This is a genomic window from Crystallibacter degradans (genome assembly GCF_012952295.1).
GTDB lineage: Bacteria > Actinomycetota > Actinomycetes > Actinomycetales > Micrococcaceae > Crystallibacter > Crystallibacter degradans.
Genome location: NZ_JABBCH010000012.1, coordinates 79,868 through 96,956, shown reverse-complemented (window position 1 = coordinate 96,956; position 17,089 = coordinate 79,868). Strand labels below are relative to the sequence as shown.

General features: G+C 64.6%; 15 protein-coding genes. 8 read left to right on the top strand and 7 right to left on the bottom strand.

From position 1 onward, the window contains the following. Window positions 1-8: 8 nt before the first annotated feature. Window positions 9-1,493, top strand: a complete 1,485-nt coding sequence (locus tag HGO92_RS17075) for a mannitol dehydrogenase family protein (protein WP_169996945.1) — start codon at window positions 9-11, stop codon at window positions 1,491-1,493. A 67-nt stretch (window positions 1,494-1,560) separates the two neighbouring features. Here the strand turns inward: HGO92_RS17075 and HGO92_RS17070 are convergent, their stop codons facing one another. Beyond that, window positions 1,561-2,094, bottom strand: coding sequence for a DoxX family membrane protein (locus HGO92_RS17070; protein WP_169996943.1), 534 nt, complete (start codon window positions 2,092-2,094; stop codon window positions 1,561-1,563). 516 nt (window positions 2,095-2,610) lie between these two features. Between HGO92_RS17070 and HGO92_RS17065 the strand changes: the two genes are divergently transcribed. Beyond that, the gene (locus tag HGO92_RS17065) at window positions 2,611-3,720 is read left to right on the top strand and encodes an IS110 family RNA-guided transposase (protein WP_240974706.1); all 1,110 of its coding nucleotides are present in this window, start codon (window positions 2,611-2,613) and stop codon (window positions 3,718-3,720) included. A gap of 547 nt (window positions 3,721-4,267) precedes the next feature. On the opposite strand, the gene xylB is transcribed toward HGO92_RS17065, so the two are convergent. Further along, complete coding sequence (gene xylB / locus HGO92_RS17060; RefSeq protein ID WP_169996941.1) at window positions 4,268-5,674, bottom strand: xylulokinase; 1,407 nt, start codon at window positions 5,672-5,674, stop codon at window positions 4,268-4,270. Next, window positions 5,671-6,627, bottom strand: coding sequence for a sugar-binding domain-containing protein (locus tag HGO92_RS17055; RefSeq protein ID WP_169996939.1), 957 nt, complete (start codon window positions 6,625-6,627; stop codon window positions 5,671-5,673). The genes xylB and HGO92_RS17055 overlap by 4 nt, the downstream gene beginning before the upstream one ends. 119 nt (window positions 6,628-6,746) lie before the next feature. On the opposite strand from HGO92_RS17055, the gene HGO92_RS17050 reads away from it, so the two are divergent. The 6 genes from HGO92_RS17050 (at window position 6,747) to HGO92_RS17025 (ending at window position 12,197) form a co-directional block, all read left to right on the top strand. Beyond that, window positions 6,747-8,138 carry an ABC transporter substrate-binding protein gene (locus HGO92_RS17050; protein WP_169996937.1) on the top strand — a complete coding sequence of 464 codons (1,392 nt, stop codon included), beginning with the start codon at window positions 6,747-6,749 and terminating at the stop codon, window positions 8,136-8,138. Beyond that, complete coding sequence (locus HGO92_RS17045) at window positions 8,138-9,082, top strand: carbohydrate ABC transporter permease (RefSeq protein WP_169996935.1); 945 nt, start codon at window positions 8,138-8,140, stop codon at window positions 9,080-9,082. Before HGO92_RS17050 ends, HGO92_RS17045 begins: the two co-directional genes overlap by 1 nt. An 8-nt stretch (window positions 9,083-9,090) precedes the next feature. Beyond that, entirely contained in the window at window positions 9,091-9,960 is an 870-nt protein-coding gene (locus HGO92_RS17040) for an ABC transporter permease subunit (RefSeq protein WP_169997042.1), read from the top strand. After that, the gene (locus HGO92_RS17035; RefSeq protein ID WP_240974705.1) at window positions 9,957-10,991 is read left to right on the top strand and encodes an NAD(P)-dependent alcohol dehydrogenase; all 1,035 of its coding nucleotides are present in this window, start codon (window positions 9,957-9,959) and stop codon (window positions 10,989-10,991) included. Before HGO92_RS17040 ends, HGO92_RS17035 begins: the two co-directional genes overlap by 4 nt. A 75-nt stretch (window positions 10,992-11,066) precedes the next feature. Further along, a complete protein-coding gene (locus HGO92_RS17030; protein ID WP_169996923.1) occupies window positions 11,067-11,270 on the top strand; it encodes a hypothetical protein in 204 nt (67 codons plus the stop codon). A 90-nt stretch (window positions 11,271-11,360) separates the two neighbouring features. Next, the gene (locus HGO92_RS17025; protein ID WP_169996921.1) at window positions 11,361-12,197 is read left to right on the top strand and encodes a DNA/RNA non-specific endonuclease; all 837 of its coding nucleotides are present in this window, start codon (window positions 11,361-11,363) and stop codon (window positions 12,195-12,197) included. A gap of 22 nt (window positions 12,198-12,219) precedes the next feature. Here HGO92_RS17025 and HGO92_RS17020 read toward each other — a convergent pair whose 3' ends face one another. The 4 genes from HGO92_RS17020 to kdgD all read right to left on the bottom strand — a co-directional run bounded on the left by HGO92_RS17020 (window position 12,220) and on the right by kdgD (window position 17,081). Continuing rightward, window positions 12,220-13,140: an AEC family transporter gene (locus HGO92_RS17020; RefSeq protein WP_169997038.1), complete on the bottom strand. Its 921-nt coding sequence runs from the start codon at window positions 13,138-13,140 to the stop codon at window positions 12,220-12,222. A 93-nt stretch (window positions 13,141-13,233) separates the two neighbouring features. Next, entirely contained in the window at window positions 13,234-14,565 is a 1,332-nt protein-coding gene (locus tag HGO92_RS17015; protein ID WP_169996919.1) for an enolase C-terminal domain-like protein, read from the bottom strand. A gap of 3 nt (window positions 14,566-14,568) precedes the next feature. Continuing rightward, window positions 14,569-16,155: an aldehyde dehydrogenase family protein gene (locus tag HGO92_RS17010; protein ID WP_169996917.1), complete on the bottom strand. Its 1,587-nt coding sequence runs from the start codon at window positions 16,153-16,155 to the stop codon at window positions 14,569-14,571. Between the two features lie 11 nt (window positions 16,156-16,166). Then, the gene (gene kdgD, locus HGO92_RS17005) at window positions 16,167-17,081 is read right to left on the bottom strand and encodes a 5-dehydro-4-deoxyglucarate dehydratase (RefSeq protein WP_169996915.1); all 915 of its coding nucleotides are present in this window, start codon (window positions 17,079-17,081) and stop codon (window positions 16,167-16,169) included. Window positions 17,082-17,089 lie beyond the last annotated feature (8 nt).

Sequence of the window (17,089 nt, the reverse complement as noted above, 5' to 3'; positions counted from 1 at the left end):
TGGTTCCAATGTCATCGCTGAACGCGCGCAACCTCGCAAATCTTCCCCCGCAACTAGTCAAGCCGAGCTATGACCGTTCGCAGTTGACTGCTGGCATCGTCCATTTTGGCGTCGGCGGCTTCCACCGGGCGCACCAGGCCATGTATCTGGACCGGCTAATGAACCAAGGCGAGGCTTTGGACTGGGCCATCTGCGGCGTCGGCGTTCTGCCCGGGGACGCGCTCATGAAGAAGGTCATGGATGATCAGGACTGCCTCTATACCCTGGTGATCAAGAACCCGGACGGCACCCGGGAAGGACGGGTCGTCGGGTCTATCATCGAGTACCTGTTCGCTCCCGAAGATCCGGATGAGGTGATCGAAAAAATGGCCTCGGAACAGGTCCGCATTGTCTCCTTGACCATCACCGAGGGTGGCTACAACTTCCACCATGTGACCGGGGAGTTCGATGCTGGAAACCCGGCTGTGGCAGCCGATCTAGAGCCAGGTGCCACCCCGGCAACCACCTTCGGGCTGGTGACGGAAGCCTTGGCCCGGCGCCGTCAGCGCGGTCTGCCGCCGTTTACGATCATGTCGTGCGACAACATCCAGGGCAACGGCGACGTCGCAAAGAAGATGTTCACCGCCTACGCCAGACTTAAGAACCCCGAACTGGGTGCCTGGATAGAGGCGAACGTTGCCTTTCCCAACTCTATGGTGGACCGCATCACGCCCGTCACCACTGATGAAGACCGCGCCGCCATTGCCGAGGGGTTCGGCGTCGAAGATGCCTGGCCGGTGGTCTGCGAGGACTTCGAGCAGTGGGCGCTGGAGGACAACTTCCCGCAGGGCCGCCCGCCCTTCGAAGCGGCCGGCGTCCAGCTGGTAGACGACGTGGAGCCGTACGAGCTGATGAAGCTGCGCCTGCTTAACGCCAGCCACCAGGGCCAGTGCTACTTCGGTTACCTTGCGGGCTACCGGTACGCCCACGAGGTATGCCAAGACCCTGTTTTTGCGCAGTTCCTACTGGACTACATGGATAAGGAAGCAACTGCCACGCTCCATCCGGTCCCCGGAATCGACTTGGACGCGTACAAGCACAAGCTGATCGCGCGCTTCTCCAACGAGCATGTCCGGGACACCCTGGCCCGCCTTTGCGCGGAAAGCTCGGACCGGATTCCGAAATGGCTGGTGCCTGTCATCCAGGAAAACCTGAAGAACGACGGCGAGATCCACCGTTCCGCTGCGATTGTCGCCAGCTGGGCGCGTTATGCGGAAGGAACGGATGAGGTCGGCGAGGCGTTCGTCGTCGTCGACCGTCTGAAGGAGCATCTGATGGAGGCTGCCGCACGGAACCGCGAGGACAAGCTGGCCTTTATCTCGCAGCGGGAAGTTTTCGGCGATCTGGTTGACGAGCCCCGCTTTGTCGAGGCCTATGCGGCGGCACTGGGGTCGCTGCAGACGCGCGGAGCGAAGGCTACGGTCGCGGCGCTGATTGAAGACGGAACGTTGTAGCTGGGGCGCCAGGCCCGGTTGCGCCACTGTCCCGGAAACTCCTTCTTTGTCAGCGCAACCGGTGCGATCAGCGCAACCAGCGCAGGGACGAGGAAGACATCAGCGCTGACCATTGGCGACCCAGGCCGTAGGTGTTGCCGGCGTGTGTGGCGGCCAGTGCGATCATGGCCGCGGCGTAGACCACGTGCTCGTCAATGACCGGATTGGACTTAAGCGGCAGCGAGGAGAGCCACATCAGCACCATGAGTGCGGATCCGCCAACAGCGGCTGCGCGGAGCGCGATGCCAAGAACCAGTGCGGTTCCGACGGCCAGCAGGCCGAGCATGAATGCCCAGTCCACGACCGGCGCACCAGCCAGCGGCTGGAACAGTCCGGCAAGCGAACCCTTCACGCTGCCCAAGTAGCCGGCCGTGGGCGAGCCGCCGGCGATCCAGGCCTTCTCAGGTGCTGTAGCGAATCCAAGGCCAAAGGTCTTATCCAGAAAGGCCCACAGAAAGACAGAACCCAGTAGGATCCGCAATATTGCCAGCGGTCGGGCATGCCTTTGGGGTGCTGCCGGGCGCATTTGCGCGGAGTCCGCGGTGGGAGCTGCCGCTGTCATTTTGGGCGTTCCTGGTGTTTCTTGTACCGTCTGCATGGTGATTTCTCCTGGGGAGTGGGGAAAATTGTCCGTGGGCGGGGCTACATGGATGACGGGACGCGCACTGTCCTGCGCGTTGCCGGGGGTGCCCCTGGCCAGCCGCGGATCTCGGCTCGAGCTCCGGTCGATCCGTCCAAGAGGAGTCCTGACGACTCCTGTGTTGGGCTGGCTAGACAATATGAGGTGAGGGTGGCTGGGTTTGCTGCCCGTCCGGGGCGGCCATTGTCGCCGTGCGGTCCTGCGGCGCCGGCTTGATGCCGACAGGTTCCCGTCATGTGGGAGGCGGCGCCGCAGGGCCTACTGCCCGGCGGGATGGGCCTATATCCGGACGGGCAGCAGGACAGCTGCCACCAGCGAGGGCCGGGGCCTTCTGTGTCACAGCATCCCGTGGATTGCCAGTGAACAACCTCCTTGGCTTTGAGCCTTCGTGAGAGTTGCATTGGTAGTGCCACATGTGAATCTTGGGAGGTCCCGGCTATGTACCAGCATACTTTTGTTGGGCTTGATGTTCACGCGGCCAGCGTTGTCGGCTGCGCGTTGATCCCGGAGACGGGTGAAATGGTTCAGGAGAAGATGGATTCGGATCCGGCGGTGGTGCTGGAATGGATCCGCCGCTTCGAACCTCCGGTGAAGGCCGTGTACGAGTCCGGACCGACCGGGTACGTCCTGGCCAGGTACCTGCGCGAGGCCGACGTCGACTGTGTGGTGGCGGCGGCCTCGAAGCTGCTGCGTGCACCGGGCGACAAGGTCAAAACGGATCGGCGCGACGCCCGGATTTTGACGGAAATGCTCGCCCTGGGCCAGGTCACCGAGGTCCGGGTCCCGACCCGGGCGCAGGAGGATCTGCGGGATTTGTCCCGGCTGCGGGCCAGGGCAGCGAAGAACCTGGCCCATGCCCGCCAGCACGTGAACGCGGTCCTGCTGCGGCACGGAATCCGGTACCCGAAGGAAACGAAATGGACGCAGGAGCACCGGGTGTGGCTGCACCGGCAGCATTTCGAGTCCCCGGTGCTGCAGTTCACCTATGAGGCCGACGTGGAACAGGCTGAACTGCTGGCAGAGCACCTCAAACGCATTGACCATCGCGTCGCCGAGGTTGCCAGGGACTGTGAATACACGCCGGTGATCGAGGCGTTGATGTGCCTGCGCGGCATCCAGGTCACGACCGGGTTCGGGCTCGCCGTGGAGATCGGTGACTGGACCCGGTTCACCGGGGCCAACATCGGTTCCTACCTCGGCCTGGTGCCCAGCGAGCAGTCCTCGGGCCAAGCCCGGCACCAGGGGCGATCACGAAGGCCGGCAGCAAGTACGCCCGCAGGCTGCTCATCGAGGCGGCCTGGGTGCACCGGCGCTCCTACGCCCGGCCCGGGGTCCGGCTGCTGCGGCAACTGGAAATGGTCGGCCCGTCCACCCGGATCCGGGCCTTGGAAGGCAACCACCGCCTCCATCGCAAATGGGAAGTCTTTGATGCTCGCAAGAAACGCTCCGTCACGGCGAACACTGCAATCGCGCGGGAACTTGCCGGCTGGTGCTGGTCTCTGGCTGCGCCCCTGCAACAACCCGAGCATGGGCAGGGGAAACGCATGAACGCGGCCTGACAAGAACGTGCCTCCGGGCTGTGGCGGCCGTGACGTGGCAGCATTTTGGGGCTAACTCGAGAGCCGACTATGAGCAAACGGCCCAAACCGTTGACGCTCGATGCTAGACAGCGATATGCCCCGGCCGAATAATCGTCATGCGGTAACCAATCCGCGCATATCAGTCTGACACTGCAGTCGACAACAAGACTCGCCAGCACGACAGCCCCCACGCCCGGACGGTACCCAACGCAGCGGCCCCCGACAAAGAAGTTGGGAGCCGCTCATCTATGCCTCTTGACAAACCTTCCCCACATATCAGTCGGGTACCGTACCGTCAGGAATTCCAATTAGGCAAATTTTCCATGAGGTATTTCGATGAGTGACGTCAGGCCGAGTGTTTTTCCGCACATCCTGGATACGGCATGTGCCAGTTCTGCTTCCGGATATATCCAACGCCGGATACGTCACCGCGGAAGCGCTCGTCGAATCTCCCTGACCTGAGTCAGGGGGCAAGTGTGTACCATGTGCGCTACGTTCTCCCCGCGGGCACGCGGTCAGATACCGTAGACCGCCTGCCTGGCCTCTGCGTAACGTCCGCGCACCTCTGCACCCCAGCCGCCCAACGGATCCGGTTCATGGGCTGCAGCGGTTACCGGCTTCCAATCCAGCAGTTCGCCGGTCACCGCCCAGGCAGCCTGCCGCGCAGCCCCCAGAGCCACGTACTCACCTGCGGCCGGCACTTCCACGGGCACACCGAAGATGTCCGCAGCTGCCTGGCGCAAGGAGCGTGACTTCGATCCGCCGCCGATCAGGATCACTTTGTCCACCGGTACGCCCTTTGCGCGCAGCAATTCCTGGGCATCAGCCAGCGAGTTCAGAACGGCGAGGACGCCGGCCCGGGCCAGATTACAAGGCGTCATGTTCTCCCGTGTCATCCCGGTCAGGCTTCCGCGGGCATCCGGCAGATTCGGTGTTCGCTCGCCGTCGAGATAGGGCAGCAGGGTCAGGCCGCCTGCGTCCGGCGCCGCGGCCAGCGCCAGACGGTCCAGCTCGGGCAGGTTCACATCGAGCATTGCGGCCGTCGCCGTCATGACCCGAGCACAGTTGATCATGGCCAGCAGCGGCAGATGTTGGCCGGTGGCATCCGCGAAGCCTGCCACGGCGCCACTGGGGTCACGGACCGGTTCCACCGCCGAGGTGAATACCGTTCCGGAGGTGCCCACGGACACCACCACTTCGCCGGGGTTGAGGCCCAGCCCCAAAGCCGCCGCCGCGTTGTCGCCGGCACCGGCGCCCGCTACGGCCCGGTTGGTACCCCACCGGTCCAAGAGATTCCCGCCGGTTTCGGCAGGACCAAGCACGGGCGGCAGAGCGGGGACGGCGCCGAAGAATTGCTCGAGCAGGTCTGTCCGGTATTCACCGGTGACCGGGGAATAGTAAGCCGTTCCGGACGCATCGCTGCGGTCCGTGAAGAACTCCCCGGTGAGACGGTAGTTGAGGTAATCATGCGGTAGCAGGACGTGGGCGACTTTGGCCGCCAGAGCCGGTTTGTTTTGTGCGAGCCAGGCCAGCTTGGTCAGCGTGAAGGATGCTACTGGGACCAGGTTGACGGCGTCGATCCAAGCCTGGGCTCCAATCTCTTTCACCATTTGTCCGGCCGCGTCGGCGCTGCGCGTGTCGTTCCACAGCAGGGCATCGTGGACCGGCTGGTTCTGCGCATCCAGCGCCACCATGCCATGCTGCTGTGCTGCCACGCTGACGCCCGACACTTCCTGGCCAAGGTTCCGGATGCCGGCGTCGTTCCAAGCCTTGTCCAATGCAGCATCCCAGCGTTCCGGGTTGATGGAGGTGCCGTCCGGATGCGGCGCGGAGGCAGATGATACGATCCTGCCGCTGTCGATGTCGACGGCGAGCACCTTGCAGGACTGGGTGGAGGAATCCACACCGATAACAATGCTCATGCGCTCGGCACCGACTTCGTGTGGAGCGGTTCTTCAAGGGCCCAGGCGAGTTCTTCGTCGATGATCAGGGTGCCCACAATCCCGGCCCGAATGGCTGCGTGGACCGCGTCGGCCCGCGCTGCGCCCTGGGCCACTACAACCACATGCGGGGTTTGCCGAAGCTGTTCGAGCGTTACGGCGATGACACACTCGTCCAGCGCCGTCCGGACCGGCTGGCCGTCGGCGCTGATCAGCCGTCCGGAGCACTCCGCGACAGCTCCCGCATCGACACCGGCGAGCCGGGTGGCGTTGTCCACCCGGTCCCAGACGGTGGAAATGCCTGCCCTCCAGCCGCCCAAGGCAACCACCGCCAAGTCCAGGGAATCCGCCTTGACCAGCGCCTGCGAGATTTCCGGCTGCCGCTTCAGGCTCTCCGCCGTCGCGGCGTTCTCCACCACCAGTGGAGCCCAGATCGGCCAGGTCTTGCCCTGGGTGACTTCCCCCAAGGTCCGGATCAGGTCAATGGAACTTCGGCTCCCGGGAACGGGCAGGGCGCCCGCGAGTTGGACCAGGTCACAGTCCGGCAGTTCGGTGACACGCCGGGCCGCAAGGTCCAGGGCCCGGGACCACGAAATGCCGACTGTAGCGCCCTTCCGGGTCCGCTTCATAAGTTGTTCAGCCGCTGCTTCCGCCATCCCGTCGCGTGTTTGCGAGTCATCAGACCCGGTCGCGGTCACGATCACGGATTCGATTCCGAGGTTCCGCTGGAGCGCCGACGTGTCCACGGCGGAAGTGGCATGGGGAAACGCAACCTCAATCCTGACAATCCCTCTGGCGCGGGCTTCCTCCAGCAACCTGGCTACCTGGAAGCGCGATATGCCATAGGCGGTGGCGATCTCGACCTTGGATTTGTTCTCCAGGTAATAGTCCCGGCCGATGTGGGCCAGGAGTTTGTCGTCGGAAGGCTGTGCCACTCGAAAAAACCTCCATTTGTAACGAATGAGCGCGCGGCTCTTGCTCAAATGAGTATATATGACTAAAGTCACTTAACAAATGAGCGTAGCGAGGATCTCAAATGAGCAAGGGTGGCTTAATGAAACTAGGACGTAAACCGGATTCCGGCCGGTCCGACGGGCGCAGCAAAGGCCGTCTGCTCGCGGTCGTTGCTGCGGGCTCCGCTGCGCTGTTGGCCCTGACAGGCTGTGGCGGGGCGGTCGGCGGCGGCAAAGAAGAAATCGTGGTGGCAATCGTCTCCAATCCCCAGATGCAGGACGCGATTAACTTGCAGGAGAACTTCAGGGAACAGCACCCGGATATTGATGTCCGTTTCGTTTCCCTGCCGGAGAATGAGGCTCGCGCGAAGATCACGGCTTCGGTAGCGACGGAAGGCGGGGAATTCGACGTCGTCATGATCTCCAATTACGAAACCCCGATGTGGGCGGAGAACGGGTGGCTGACGAACCTGCAGGAGTATGCGGAAACCACCGAAGGGTACAACCCGGAGGACTTCGTGCCGACTATCCGCGAGGCGCTGAGCTACGAAGGGGACCTGCACTCGGTCCCGTTCTACGGCGAATCCTCCTTCCTGGCTTACCGGGCGGACCTGTTCGAAGAAGCCGGCCTGACCATGCCGGAGCAGCCCACCTGGGATGACATCCGCCGGTTCGCCAAGGAACTCCATGACCCGGCCAAAGATTTCTCCGGCGTGTGCCTTCGCGGCCTGGCGGGTTGGGGAGAAGTGATGGCACCGCTGAACACAGTGATCAACACCTACGGCGGACGTTGGTTCGACATGGAGTGGAACGCCACCCTGGACTCCCCGGAAGTCGAGGCAGCGGTTACCGATTACGTTGACCTGATCCGCGACTACGGCCAGCCGGGTGCGGCCACCAGCGGGTACGGTGACTGCCTCACGCGCTACAGCCAAGGCAATGCGGCCATGTGGTACGACGCAACGGCCATGGTCTCCAGTGTGGAAGATCCGGAATCCTCGCTCGTGGTCGGCAAAACGAAGTACGCCCCTGCGCCGGTGGAAGAAACCGAAGCGGCAGGATGGCTCTACAGCTGGTCCCTGGCCATTCCGGCGGCGAGCGAGCACAAGGATGCGGCGTGGGACTTCATCTCGTGGATGACCAGCCCCGACTACATCAAGCTGGTAGGCGAGGAGATCAGCTGGGAGCGGGTACCGCCAGGCAGCAGGCTGTCAACCTATGATATTCCCGAATACGCCGAAGTATCGGAGGCGTACGCGGAGCCTACTCTGGACGCCATGGCCGGCGCTTCGCAGGAATCCTCCATGGCCAAGCCGGTTCCCTACACTGGCCTGCAGTTCGTCGGCATTCCTGAGTTCCAGGACCTGGGAACGCGCGTAGCGCAGCAAATATCGGCCGCCATCGCAGGCCAAAAGAGCGTTGAAGAAGCACTGCGGCAGTCGCAGCGGTACGCCGAAACAGTGGCTGAGAGCTACAAGACAGGAGAACGCTGATGTCTACGCTCGTTGAGAAGCAACAGTTGAAGCGGCATGAGCAACGCCAGGACCGGGACCGCGCCAAAGCGGCCAAGGCAGAGGGATGGCGCCGCCGAGGCCCCTTGCTGCCGGCGCTGATCTTCACGATCATCGTCACGCAGCTGCCCTTCCTCTTTACCCTTTGGTACTCCCTGCAGAACTGGAATCTGCTGCGGCCCGACGGCGATGCTTTCGTCGGGCTGAGGAACTACATCGACATCTTCGCGGACTCGACCTTCCGCCAGGCCGCCCTTAACAGCATCATCTTCACGCTGGGCTGTGTCTTCGCTGCCATGGTCCTGGGCATCGTCTTTGCTTTGCTGCTGGACCGCAACTTCAAGGGCCGCGGCTTCGTCAGGACGCTATTGATTACGCCTTTCCTGATCATGCCGGTCGCCAGCGCGGTGCTGTGGTCCGTGTCGATGCTCAACCCCAGCTATGGCCTGTTCAACTGGATCCTCGGACTGTTCGGGATTCCGGCGGTGGACTGGACATCGTCGTTCCCGGTGATCTCGATCCTGATGGCACTGGTCTGGCAGTGGACGCCGTTCATGATGCTGCTGGTCCTCGCCGGGCTGCAGGCCCAGCCGAAAGACGTTCTGGAAGCTGCCCAGATGGACGGGGCCGGCTGGTGGAAAACTTTCGTTTCCATCACGCTCCCGCAGCTGCGCCGCTACATCGAACTGGGTGTGCTGCTCGGTGCAATCTACGTGGTCAACACATTTGACCAGATCTACTTGATGACGGCCGGTGGCCCGGGCACAGCCAGCGCCAACCTGCCGTTCTACATCTACCAGCGCGCGTTCCTCGGCTTCGACATCGGCCAAGCCGCCGCCATGGGCGTCATTGTCGTGATCGCCACCATCATCATTGCTACCTTCGCGCTGCGCCTGATTTTCCGCAGCTTCGACGTAAAGGACTAGACGTGGCCATCGATACTGCTACCGCGCCGGCCTCCGCCGCCGGCCGCTCCGAGAAAGCACCGAAACGAGGCCGCCGGCCGTCGTCGTTATTAACGGTTTTGACCTGGATTTTGGCCATCGGATTCTTCTCCCCGGTGATCTGGATGGTGATGACCTCCTTCAAACAGGAGTCCGCGGCCGCATCCAATCCGCCCACCTTCTTCTTCGAACCCACGCTGGACCAGTACCGCGCGGTCCTGGAAGCGGGCGCAGGGTCCTACTTCCTGAACTCGCTGATCGCCACGGGAGTGTCCACGCTGCTGGTGATCGTGCTCGCGGTGCCGGCCTCCTATGCGCTGAGCATCCGCCCGGTGAAGAAGACCCAGGATGTGCTGTTCTTCTTCATCTCGACCAAAATGCTCCCCGTGGTCGCCGTGATCATGCCGATCTACGTCATCGCCGGGCAGCTGAAGGTGCTGGACAACATCTGGACACTGGTGGTGCTCTACACGGCGATGAACCTGCCGATCGCCATTTGGATGATGCGCTCCTTTTTCGAAGAGGTGCCGGGCGAGGTGCTGGAAGCCGCCCAGATGGACGGTGCAGGCCTGCTGAAAACCATGCGTACCATCCTGATGCCCATGGTGGCCCCCGGCCTGGCCGCGACGGCACTGATCTGCGTGATCTTCGCTTGGAACGAGTTTTTCTTCGCGCTGAATCTCACCGCGGCCAAGGCGGCAACGACACCGGTCTTCCTGGTCTCGCAAATGACCAGCGAGGGCCTGTTCCTGGCCAAACTTTCCGCGGCCTCGGTGCTGGCGTCCCTGCCAGTGGTGCTGGCCGGCTGGATTGCCCAGAAGCAGTTGGTCCGCGGTCTGTCGATGGGAGCAGTCAAATGAGCGAGCAGGGAGATATGACTATGCAGGTTTCGGTGCTGGACGGGCCGGGCAAACTGCGCGTTGAGGAACGTCTGGTTCCCACGCCCGGTCCGGGAGAAGTGCTGGTGCGGATCAGATCGGTTGGTGTCTGCGGCTCGGACACGCACTATTACCGCGAGGGCAGGATCGGACCGTACGTAGTTGAGCAGCCGCTGGTCCTCGGGCACGAGCCGTCCGGCGAGATTGTGGCGCTGGGCTCCGGTGTGTCCAACCGGGCGGTGGGCCAGCGGGTATCGCTTGAACCGGGAATTCCGGACCCGCTCTCGGCCGAAAGCCTGGCCGGCCACTACAACCTGGATCCGGCCCTGCGGTTCTTCGCCACCCCGCCGGTGGACGGCGTTTTCGCCGAATATGCGGTCCACCCCGCCGCGTTCTGCCATCCCGTACCGGAGCATGTTTCCGACGACGCCGCCGCCCTGCTGGAACCGCTCAGCGTGGCGTTGGCTGCGAAGTCTGCCGGGGACGTCCGCCTCGGAGCGAAGGTGCTGGTGGCCGGTGCTGGGCCGATCGGACTGCTCATTTCGCAGGTCTGCCGCGTGGCCGGTGCTGCGGTGACCCTGACCGACGTCCGCAAGGAGCGCCTGGAACTCGGCCAGCGGTATGGTGCGGCACAGACGTTTACGACGGCGGAAATGCCCGCGGCCGGCGACGCATATCCCGGCGGCGGCTATGACGTCTTCATCGATGCCACCGGCGCCGAACCTGCCATCCTTTCCGGCCTGCAACGGCTGGCCCCGCGGGGCCGCTGCGTGCTGGTCGGCATGGGAGCAGACAGTATTGCGCTGCCGGTCCCGCTGGTCCAGGGCCGGGAACTGACGATCACCGGAACGTTCCGCTATGCGAATACCTGGCCCACCGCCGTCGAACTTGCGGCTCGGGGCTTGGTGGACCTCGACGGCCTGGTCACCTCGCACCACACGCTTGATGACGTGGAAGCGGCGCTGACCGCCGGGGCCACGCCGGGTGCGCTCAAGGCGGTGGTCCGTCCCTAGTTCGTTCCGGGGATGACCTTGTACCTGCCGCTGTCCGCACTTACGGTGGAACCAGACGACAACGGAGGGCCTGAGATGACTGAGAAGAGCATTGAACAGTGGTGGCCGGAGCTGCACACGGCAACCAAACAGTGGTTCCGGCAGAACCTGCGGGCCGAGAGCGTTGAGTCGGATGTCGCCCTCGAGGTTTATGACGCGGGCGGCCCGGATCTTAAGGACACAACGCTGGCGCCGAAGGACTGGGACTTCATTGAGACGCAGTCCGAATTCGTCGACTAGGACCGCGGAAAAACTGACGGTCGCGGAAGCGTCAACCGGATTTCCGGTTGGCGCTTCCCGCCGTTCATGCGGGTGCCGCAGGATGGAAGCATGACCCAGGGCTACAGCGCGGACTTCTTGCTGACCACCGTTGAACTTCCCCGTCCCGCAACCGCGGTGAAGGTGCTCGACTACACCCATTTCACGATCTGCCTCAACACACAGCAACGGCTCGCGGAGCTGGCCGCAGTGAACATCGACGGCGCCCAGCTCCAGGACTTGCCACGGGAAGACAACTGGCGGCTGGATCCGAGGCTGGCTGCGGACCTACAGGCAGGTGAGGACCTGTACCGCGGAAACGATCTTGACCGCGGGCATCTGGTGCGGCGGCTGGACCCGGTGTGGGGCAGGCGGGTCGAGGCCGCCAAGGCCAACACGGAAACGTTCTTCTATACGAACGCCGCACCGCAGGTAAACACCTTCAACCAGTCCAAGGACCTGTGGCTGGGCCTGGAGGACTACCTGATGGACCATGCGGACAACTACGACACCAGGCTCAGTGTCTTCACCGGTCCGGTCTTCGATGATGCGGATCCGCGGTACCGGGGCTTCTCTATCCCGCTGCTGTTCTGGAAAGTAGCAGCCTGGCGCGCCGCCGAAGGAATTGCGAGCACCGCCTACATCCTGGACCAGTCTCCCTTGCTGGACGAGATCGAACTGGAACGGCTGACCACGGCGGCCACGGCAGCGGGCGAGATTCCGCCGCTCGGGCCGTACCGGACCTTCCAGGTTCCCGTGCAGGATGTCCAGTCCCTCACGGGACTCGGGCTGGAGCAGCTCGTTGAGGCGGACCGGTTCACCGCGCGGGGGCATGAGCGTGATGGACAACCGCGATGGCTCCTGTTGGAAAGGCCGGAGCAGATGCGCTTGAAGCCCGGGGCCGGATAGCGCTGGCGGCCGGCGGCCGGCGCTAGGCCAGCAGCCAGGCTGCGATGATGAGGGCCGGCACCGCCAGCGCGGAGGACAGCAGGACCACGTCGCGGGCCACGGTGATGCCGCGGCCGTAACGGCTGGCGAAGAGGAAGACGTTCTGCGCCGAGGGCAGGGCCGCCATGATGACCGCCCCGAAGACCAGCTCCGCATCCAGCCGGAACAGGAACGTGGCCACCAGGTACGTGAGCAGCGGCATCACGGCGGATTTCAGCGCGGTGGCGACGATGACCTCGGTGCGGCCCTCGCTCACCTTCAGCGGCCGGCTGCCGCGCAGCGACATACCGAAAGCCATCAGTACCAGCGGAACGGCCGCCCCGCCCAACAGCATCAGCGGCTCCCAGACCACTTCGGGAAGTTCGACGCCGGTCCAAGCCACGGCCACGCCCAGAAACGACGCGATGATCATCGGATTGCGGAACGGCTGCGTCACGATGTTTTTCAGCGACGGTTTGCGCCCGGAGGAGAGATCCAGGATGGTCAGGTACGCCGGCGCCAGCAACAGCAGCTGGATCAGCAGCACCGGCGCCACCGGCGTCGCGTTCCCCAAAGCGTAGAGGGCGATCGGAATGCCGATGTTGTTCGCATTCACATACGAACTCGCCATCGCGCCGACGGCGGTTTCGGCGGCCGGACGGCGGAACCAGATCCGGCTCAGCAGCACATAAAGCCCCGCCGTCGACACCGAGGTGATCAGGGCAATCGGCACGTAGGCGGAGAAGACCGCCTCCAGATCCGCCTGGGCGAGCACGGTAAACAGCAGCGCCGGGTTGGTGATGAAAAAGGCGGTCTGGGTCAGGGCCTGGGCGGCGTGCGGGCCGCCGATCTGGAAGCGCGCGGCAATGTAGCCAACCACTATGACGGCGCCGACAATGGCGAAACCAATCAGGACGCCGACCAACACAAACCTCCGTATCCCAGGCAAAAGGAACCGGCCCCGCAGCCTGGGACAGCGGGGCCGGACCTTTCGACTTTACTAGCGGACCGAACTTTTCTAGCGCACCAGCGCAGGCCGCTTCGGGTTGAACTCCCAGCCGGGCACCAGGAACTGCATGGCGGCGGCATCGTCCCGGGCACCGAGCCCGTGTTCGAGGTAAAGCTGGTGCGCCGCCTCGAGTGCCTGCCGGTCCAGTTCCACGCCGAGGCCCGGGCGTGCCGGGACCTCGATGTAGCCGCCCTTGATCTGCAACGGATCCTTGGTCAGTCCCTGGCCGTCCTGCCAGATCCAGTGCGTGTCCAGAGCCGTGATCTTGCCCGGCGCCGCGGCACCCACCTGGGTGAACATGGCCAGCGAGATGTCGAAGTGGTTGTTCGAGTGCGAACCCCACGTCAGGCCGAAGTCACTGCACAGCTGCGCCACCCGGACCGAGCCCTGCATGGTCCAGAAATGCGGATCCGCCAGCGGAATATCGACGGCGTTCGTCCGGATGGCGTGGGCCATCTGCCGCCAGTCCGTGGCAATCATGTTGGTCGCCGTCGGCAGGCCGGTGGCCCGCCGGAACTCCGCCATGGTCTCGCGTCCGGAGTAAGTTCCCTCCGGGCCGCAGGGATCCTCGGCATAGGCCAGCACGCCGCCCAAACCGCTGCAGAGTTCAATAGCTTCCTGCAGCAGCCAGCCGCCGTTGGGATCAAGCGTGATCCGGGCTTCCGGAAAACGCTTGGCCAGCGCGGTCACCGCGGCGACCTCTTCCTTGCCCGGGAGCACGCCGCCCTTGAGCTTGAAGTCCTGGAACCCGTAGCGCTGCTGGGCAGCTTCAGCCAGGGCAACAATCGCCTCCGGCGTCATGGCCTCCTCGCGGCGCAGCCGTTCCCAGTCGTCGGCCGGGTTTTCCTCGGCCAGGTACGGCAGATCGGTCTTCTTGCGGTCCGCCACGTAGAACAGGTAGCCGAGCATCTGGACCTTGTCCCGCTGCTGGCCTTCGCCGAGGAGCTCGGCCACCGGCACGCCCAGGTGCTGTCCCATCAGGTCCAGCAGCCCGGATTCCAGCGCCGTGACGGCGTGGATGGTGGTGCGCAGATCGAAGGTCTGGGCCCCGCGCCCGCCGGCATCCCGGTCAGCGAAAGCAACCGAGACCTTGCGCAGCAGCTGCCGGTACAGCGAGATCGGCTGGCCGACGAGGATGCTGCCGGCTTCCTCGATCGTGCTGCGGATGGCTTCGCCGCCGGGCACTTCACCTAACCCGGTGTTGCCGTTGCTGTCAGTGATGATGGCGATGTTGCGCGTGAAGAACGGGCCGTGCGCACCGCTGAGGTTCAGCAGCATGCTGTCATGGCCGGCTACCGGGACGGCCTCGACCGAGACGATCGTGGGGGTGTTACTTGCCATGCGCTAGTCCTTCGCGTTTTCTACGCTGCCGTCGAGGCGGCGGTTCAGTTTCCACGGGTTGTTATCCTGCAGCGGTGCCGGCAGGAGCTCGTCCGGAACGTTCTGGTAGCTGACCGGCCGCTGGAAGCGGTGGATGGCCAGGCTGCCTACGGAGGTGGAGCGTGAATCGGACGTCGCCGGGAACGGCCCGCCATGGACCATGGCATGTCCAACTTCGACGCCGGTGGGCCAGCCGTTGAAGAGGATGCGGCCAACCCTGCGCTCCAGCACGGGGAGCAGCTCACTGGCCGCCACCTCGTCGCCCTGCGCGTAGTGGACAGTCGCGGTGAGCTGTCCCTGGAGGTTCTCGGTAGCGGTGGCGAGTTCGGCAGCATCCGAGTAGCGGACAAAGAGCCCGGCTGCGCCGAAGACTTCCTCCTGCAGCCGCGGGGAGGCCGCGAAGTTTTCCGCACTGGTGCTGAACAGCCGCGGTGCCGGGGCGTTCTCGGTGGCACCCGGGGCGCCCTCGGCGACCTGCTCCACGCCGTCGGCCGCGGCCAGTTCCTTCACGCCGTCTTCCCACGCGCCGGCGATGCCCGGAGTGAGCATGGTCTGGCCCGCGCAGGAACGCAGCGAGCCTGCCGCGGCGCTGATGAAGGCGTCGCCGGTTTTGCCTTCGGGGACAAAGACCAGCCCGGGGTTGGTGCAGAACTGCCCGGCCCCCATGGTCAGCGACCCGACAAAGTCGCCGGCCAGAGCCGCCGCGTCTTCGGCGATGGCGCCAGGCAGGACAAACACCGGGTTGATGGAGGACATCTCGGCGTACACCGGGATCGGTTCCGGCCGCGCGGCTGCGGTCTTCATCAGGGCGATGCCGCCGGCCTGCGAGCCGGTGAAGCCCACGGCCTTGATGCGCGGGTCCGCCACGAGGGCCTGGCCGACCGAGCGGCCGGCGCCGAAGAGCAGCGAGAAGACGCCGTCGGGCAGGTCGCTGTCCTTGACAGCCTTGGCCACGGCCTGGCCTACAAGTTCGGCAGTACCCGGGTGGGCGTTGTGCGCCTTCACGATCACCGGGCAGCCGGCGGCCAGCGCGGAGGCGGTGTCCCCGCCGGCGGTGGAGAACGCCAGCGGGAAGTTACTGGCGCCGAATACGGCCACCGGGCCCAGCGGGATGTGGCGCTGGCGGATGTCCAGGCGGGCCGCCGGTTTGCGGTCCGGCTGTGCCGGATCGATGCGGACCTGCAGATGGTCACCTTGGCGGACCACGGCGGCGAACATCCGCAGCTGGCCGATGGTGCGGCCGCGTTCGCCTTCCAACCGGCCGGCGGGCAGGCCGGTTTCGGCGGTGCCGCGTTCGGTCAGTTCGGCGCCGATGGCTTCGATGTTGTCGGCGATACGCTCAAGGAACGCTGCGCGCACCTCGGGGGAAGTGGCGCGGTAGGTGTCGAACGCTGCTTCGGCTGCCTTGGTGGCGTCTTCGAGTTGCGCCACGCTGACCATGCCGAACGCCGGTTCAAGCTTTGCGCCGGTGGCCGGATTGATGGCGTTGACTTCGCCGTCGGTCCCGTTGACCGGGGTACCGGCGATGATGGAATTTCCTGTAATGGGCACGGGGGAATCTCCTAGCTGATTTTGTTGATCAGGGTGGTCAGTTCGTGCAGGTCGGACTCGGTGAGGTCCTGCAGCGGCGGGCGGACCTTGCCGCCGTCGCGGCCCACTGCGGTCAGGCCGGCCTTGACGATGGACACGCCGTAGCCCTTCACCCGGTCGCGGATGTCGAGGTAGGGGATGACGAAGTCGTTGAGCTTCTGGTAGACCGCCGTGCGGTTCTCGGCGCGGACGTCCTGGTAGAAGCCAAGCGCGAATTCGGGTACGAAGTTGAACATCGCCGAGGAGTAGGTGCTCACGCCCAGCTGCAGCAGCGGCAGGGCGAAGGTCTCCGCCGTCGGCAGTCCGCCGATGTATGCGAGGCGCTCGCCCACCTTGGCGTAAATCCGGGTCATCTGCTCGATGTTGCCGATGCCGTCCTTGAAGCCGATCAGGTTCGGGTTGCGCTCGGCCAGGATGGCCACGGACGTGTCCGTCAGGACGGCGTTCGCGCGGCTGTAGACGATGACGCCCAGGTTGGTGGCGCGGCAGACTGCGCTGACGTGTTCGATCAGGCCTTCCTGGTCCGCCTCGGTCAGGTACGGCGGCAGCAGCAGCAGGCCGTCCGCGCCGGCGGCCTCGGCAGACTTCGCCTGCTCGATGGCCTGGAAAGTGGGGCCGGTGGCGGAGGCCAGAACGGGGACCTTGCCGCCGATTTCATCCACCGCAACCCGGACCACGCGTTCCATTTCCGTGGTGGTGAGCGAGAAGCCTTCACCCGTGCCGCCGCCGGCGAAGAGGCCTGCGACGTCGTAGCCGGCCTGCCAGGCGAGGTGCTCGCGGTACCGGGCCTCATCGAACTGCAGGTCCGCATCGAAGTGCGTAACCGGGAAAGAGAGCAGGCCGGATTTGATCTGGGTTGCCAATTCGGCCGGGTTCAGCTGTGCCACGTGTTGTG

Coding starts and splice junctions, on each gene's coding strand:
- HGO92_RS17075 (WP_169996945.1), top strand. CDS start 9: ATGTCATCGCTGAACGCGCGCAACCTCGCAAATCTTCCCCCGCAACTA.
- HGO92_RS17070 (WP_169996943.1), bottom strand. CDS start 2,094: ATGACAGCGGCAGCTCCCACCGCGGACTCCGCGCAAATGCGCCCGGCA.
- HGO92_RS17065 (WP_240974706.1), top strand. CDS start 2,611: ATGTACCAGCATACTTTTGTTGGGCTTGATGTTCACGCGGCCAGCGTT.
- xylB (WP_169996941.1), bottom strand. CDS start 5,674: ATGAGCATTGTTATCGGTGTGGATTCCTCCACCCAGTCCTGCAAGGTG.
- HGO92_RS17050 (WP_169996937.1), top strand. CDS start 6,747: ATGAAACTAGGACGTAAACCGGATTCCGGCCGGTCCGACGGGCGCAGC.
- HGO92_RS17045 (WP_169996935.1), top strand. CDS start 8,138: ATGTCTACGCTCGTTGAGAAGCAACAGTTGAAGCGGCATGAGCAACGC.
- HGO92_RS17035 (WP_240974705.1), top strand. CDS start 9,957: ATGAGCGAGCAGGGAGATATGACTATGCAGGTTTCGGTGCTGGACGGG.
- HGO92_RS17030 (WP_169996923.1), top strand. CDS start 11,067: ATGACTGAGAAGAGCATTGAACAGTGGTGGCCGGAGCTGCACACGGCA.
- HGO92_RS17025 (WP_169996921.1), top strand. CDS start 11,361: ATGACCCAGGGCTACAGCGCGGACTTCTTGCTGACCACCGTTGAACTT.
- HGO92_RS17015 (WP_169996919.1), bottom strand. CDS start 14,565: ATGGCAAGTAACACCCCCACGATCGTCTCGGTCGAGGCCGTCCCGGTA.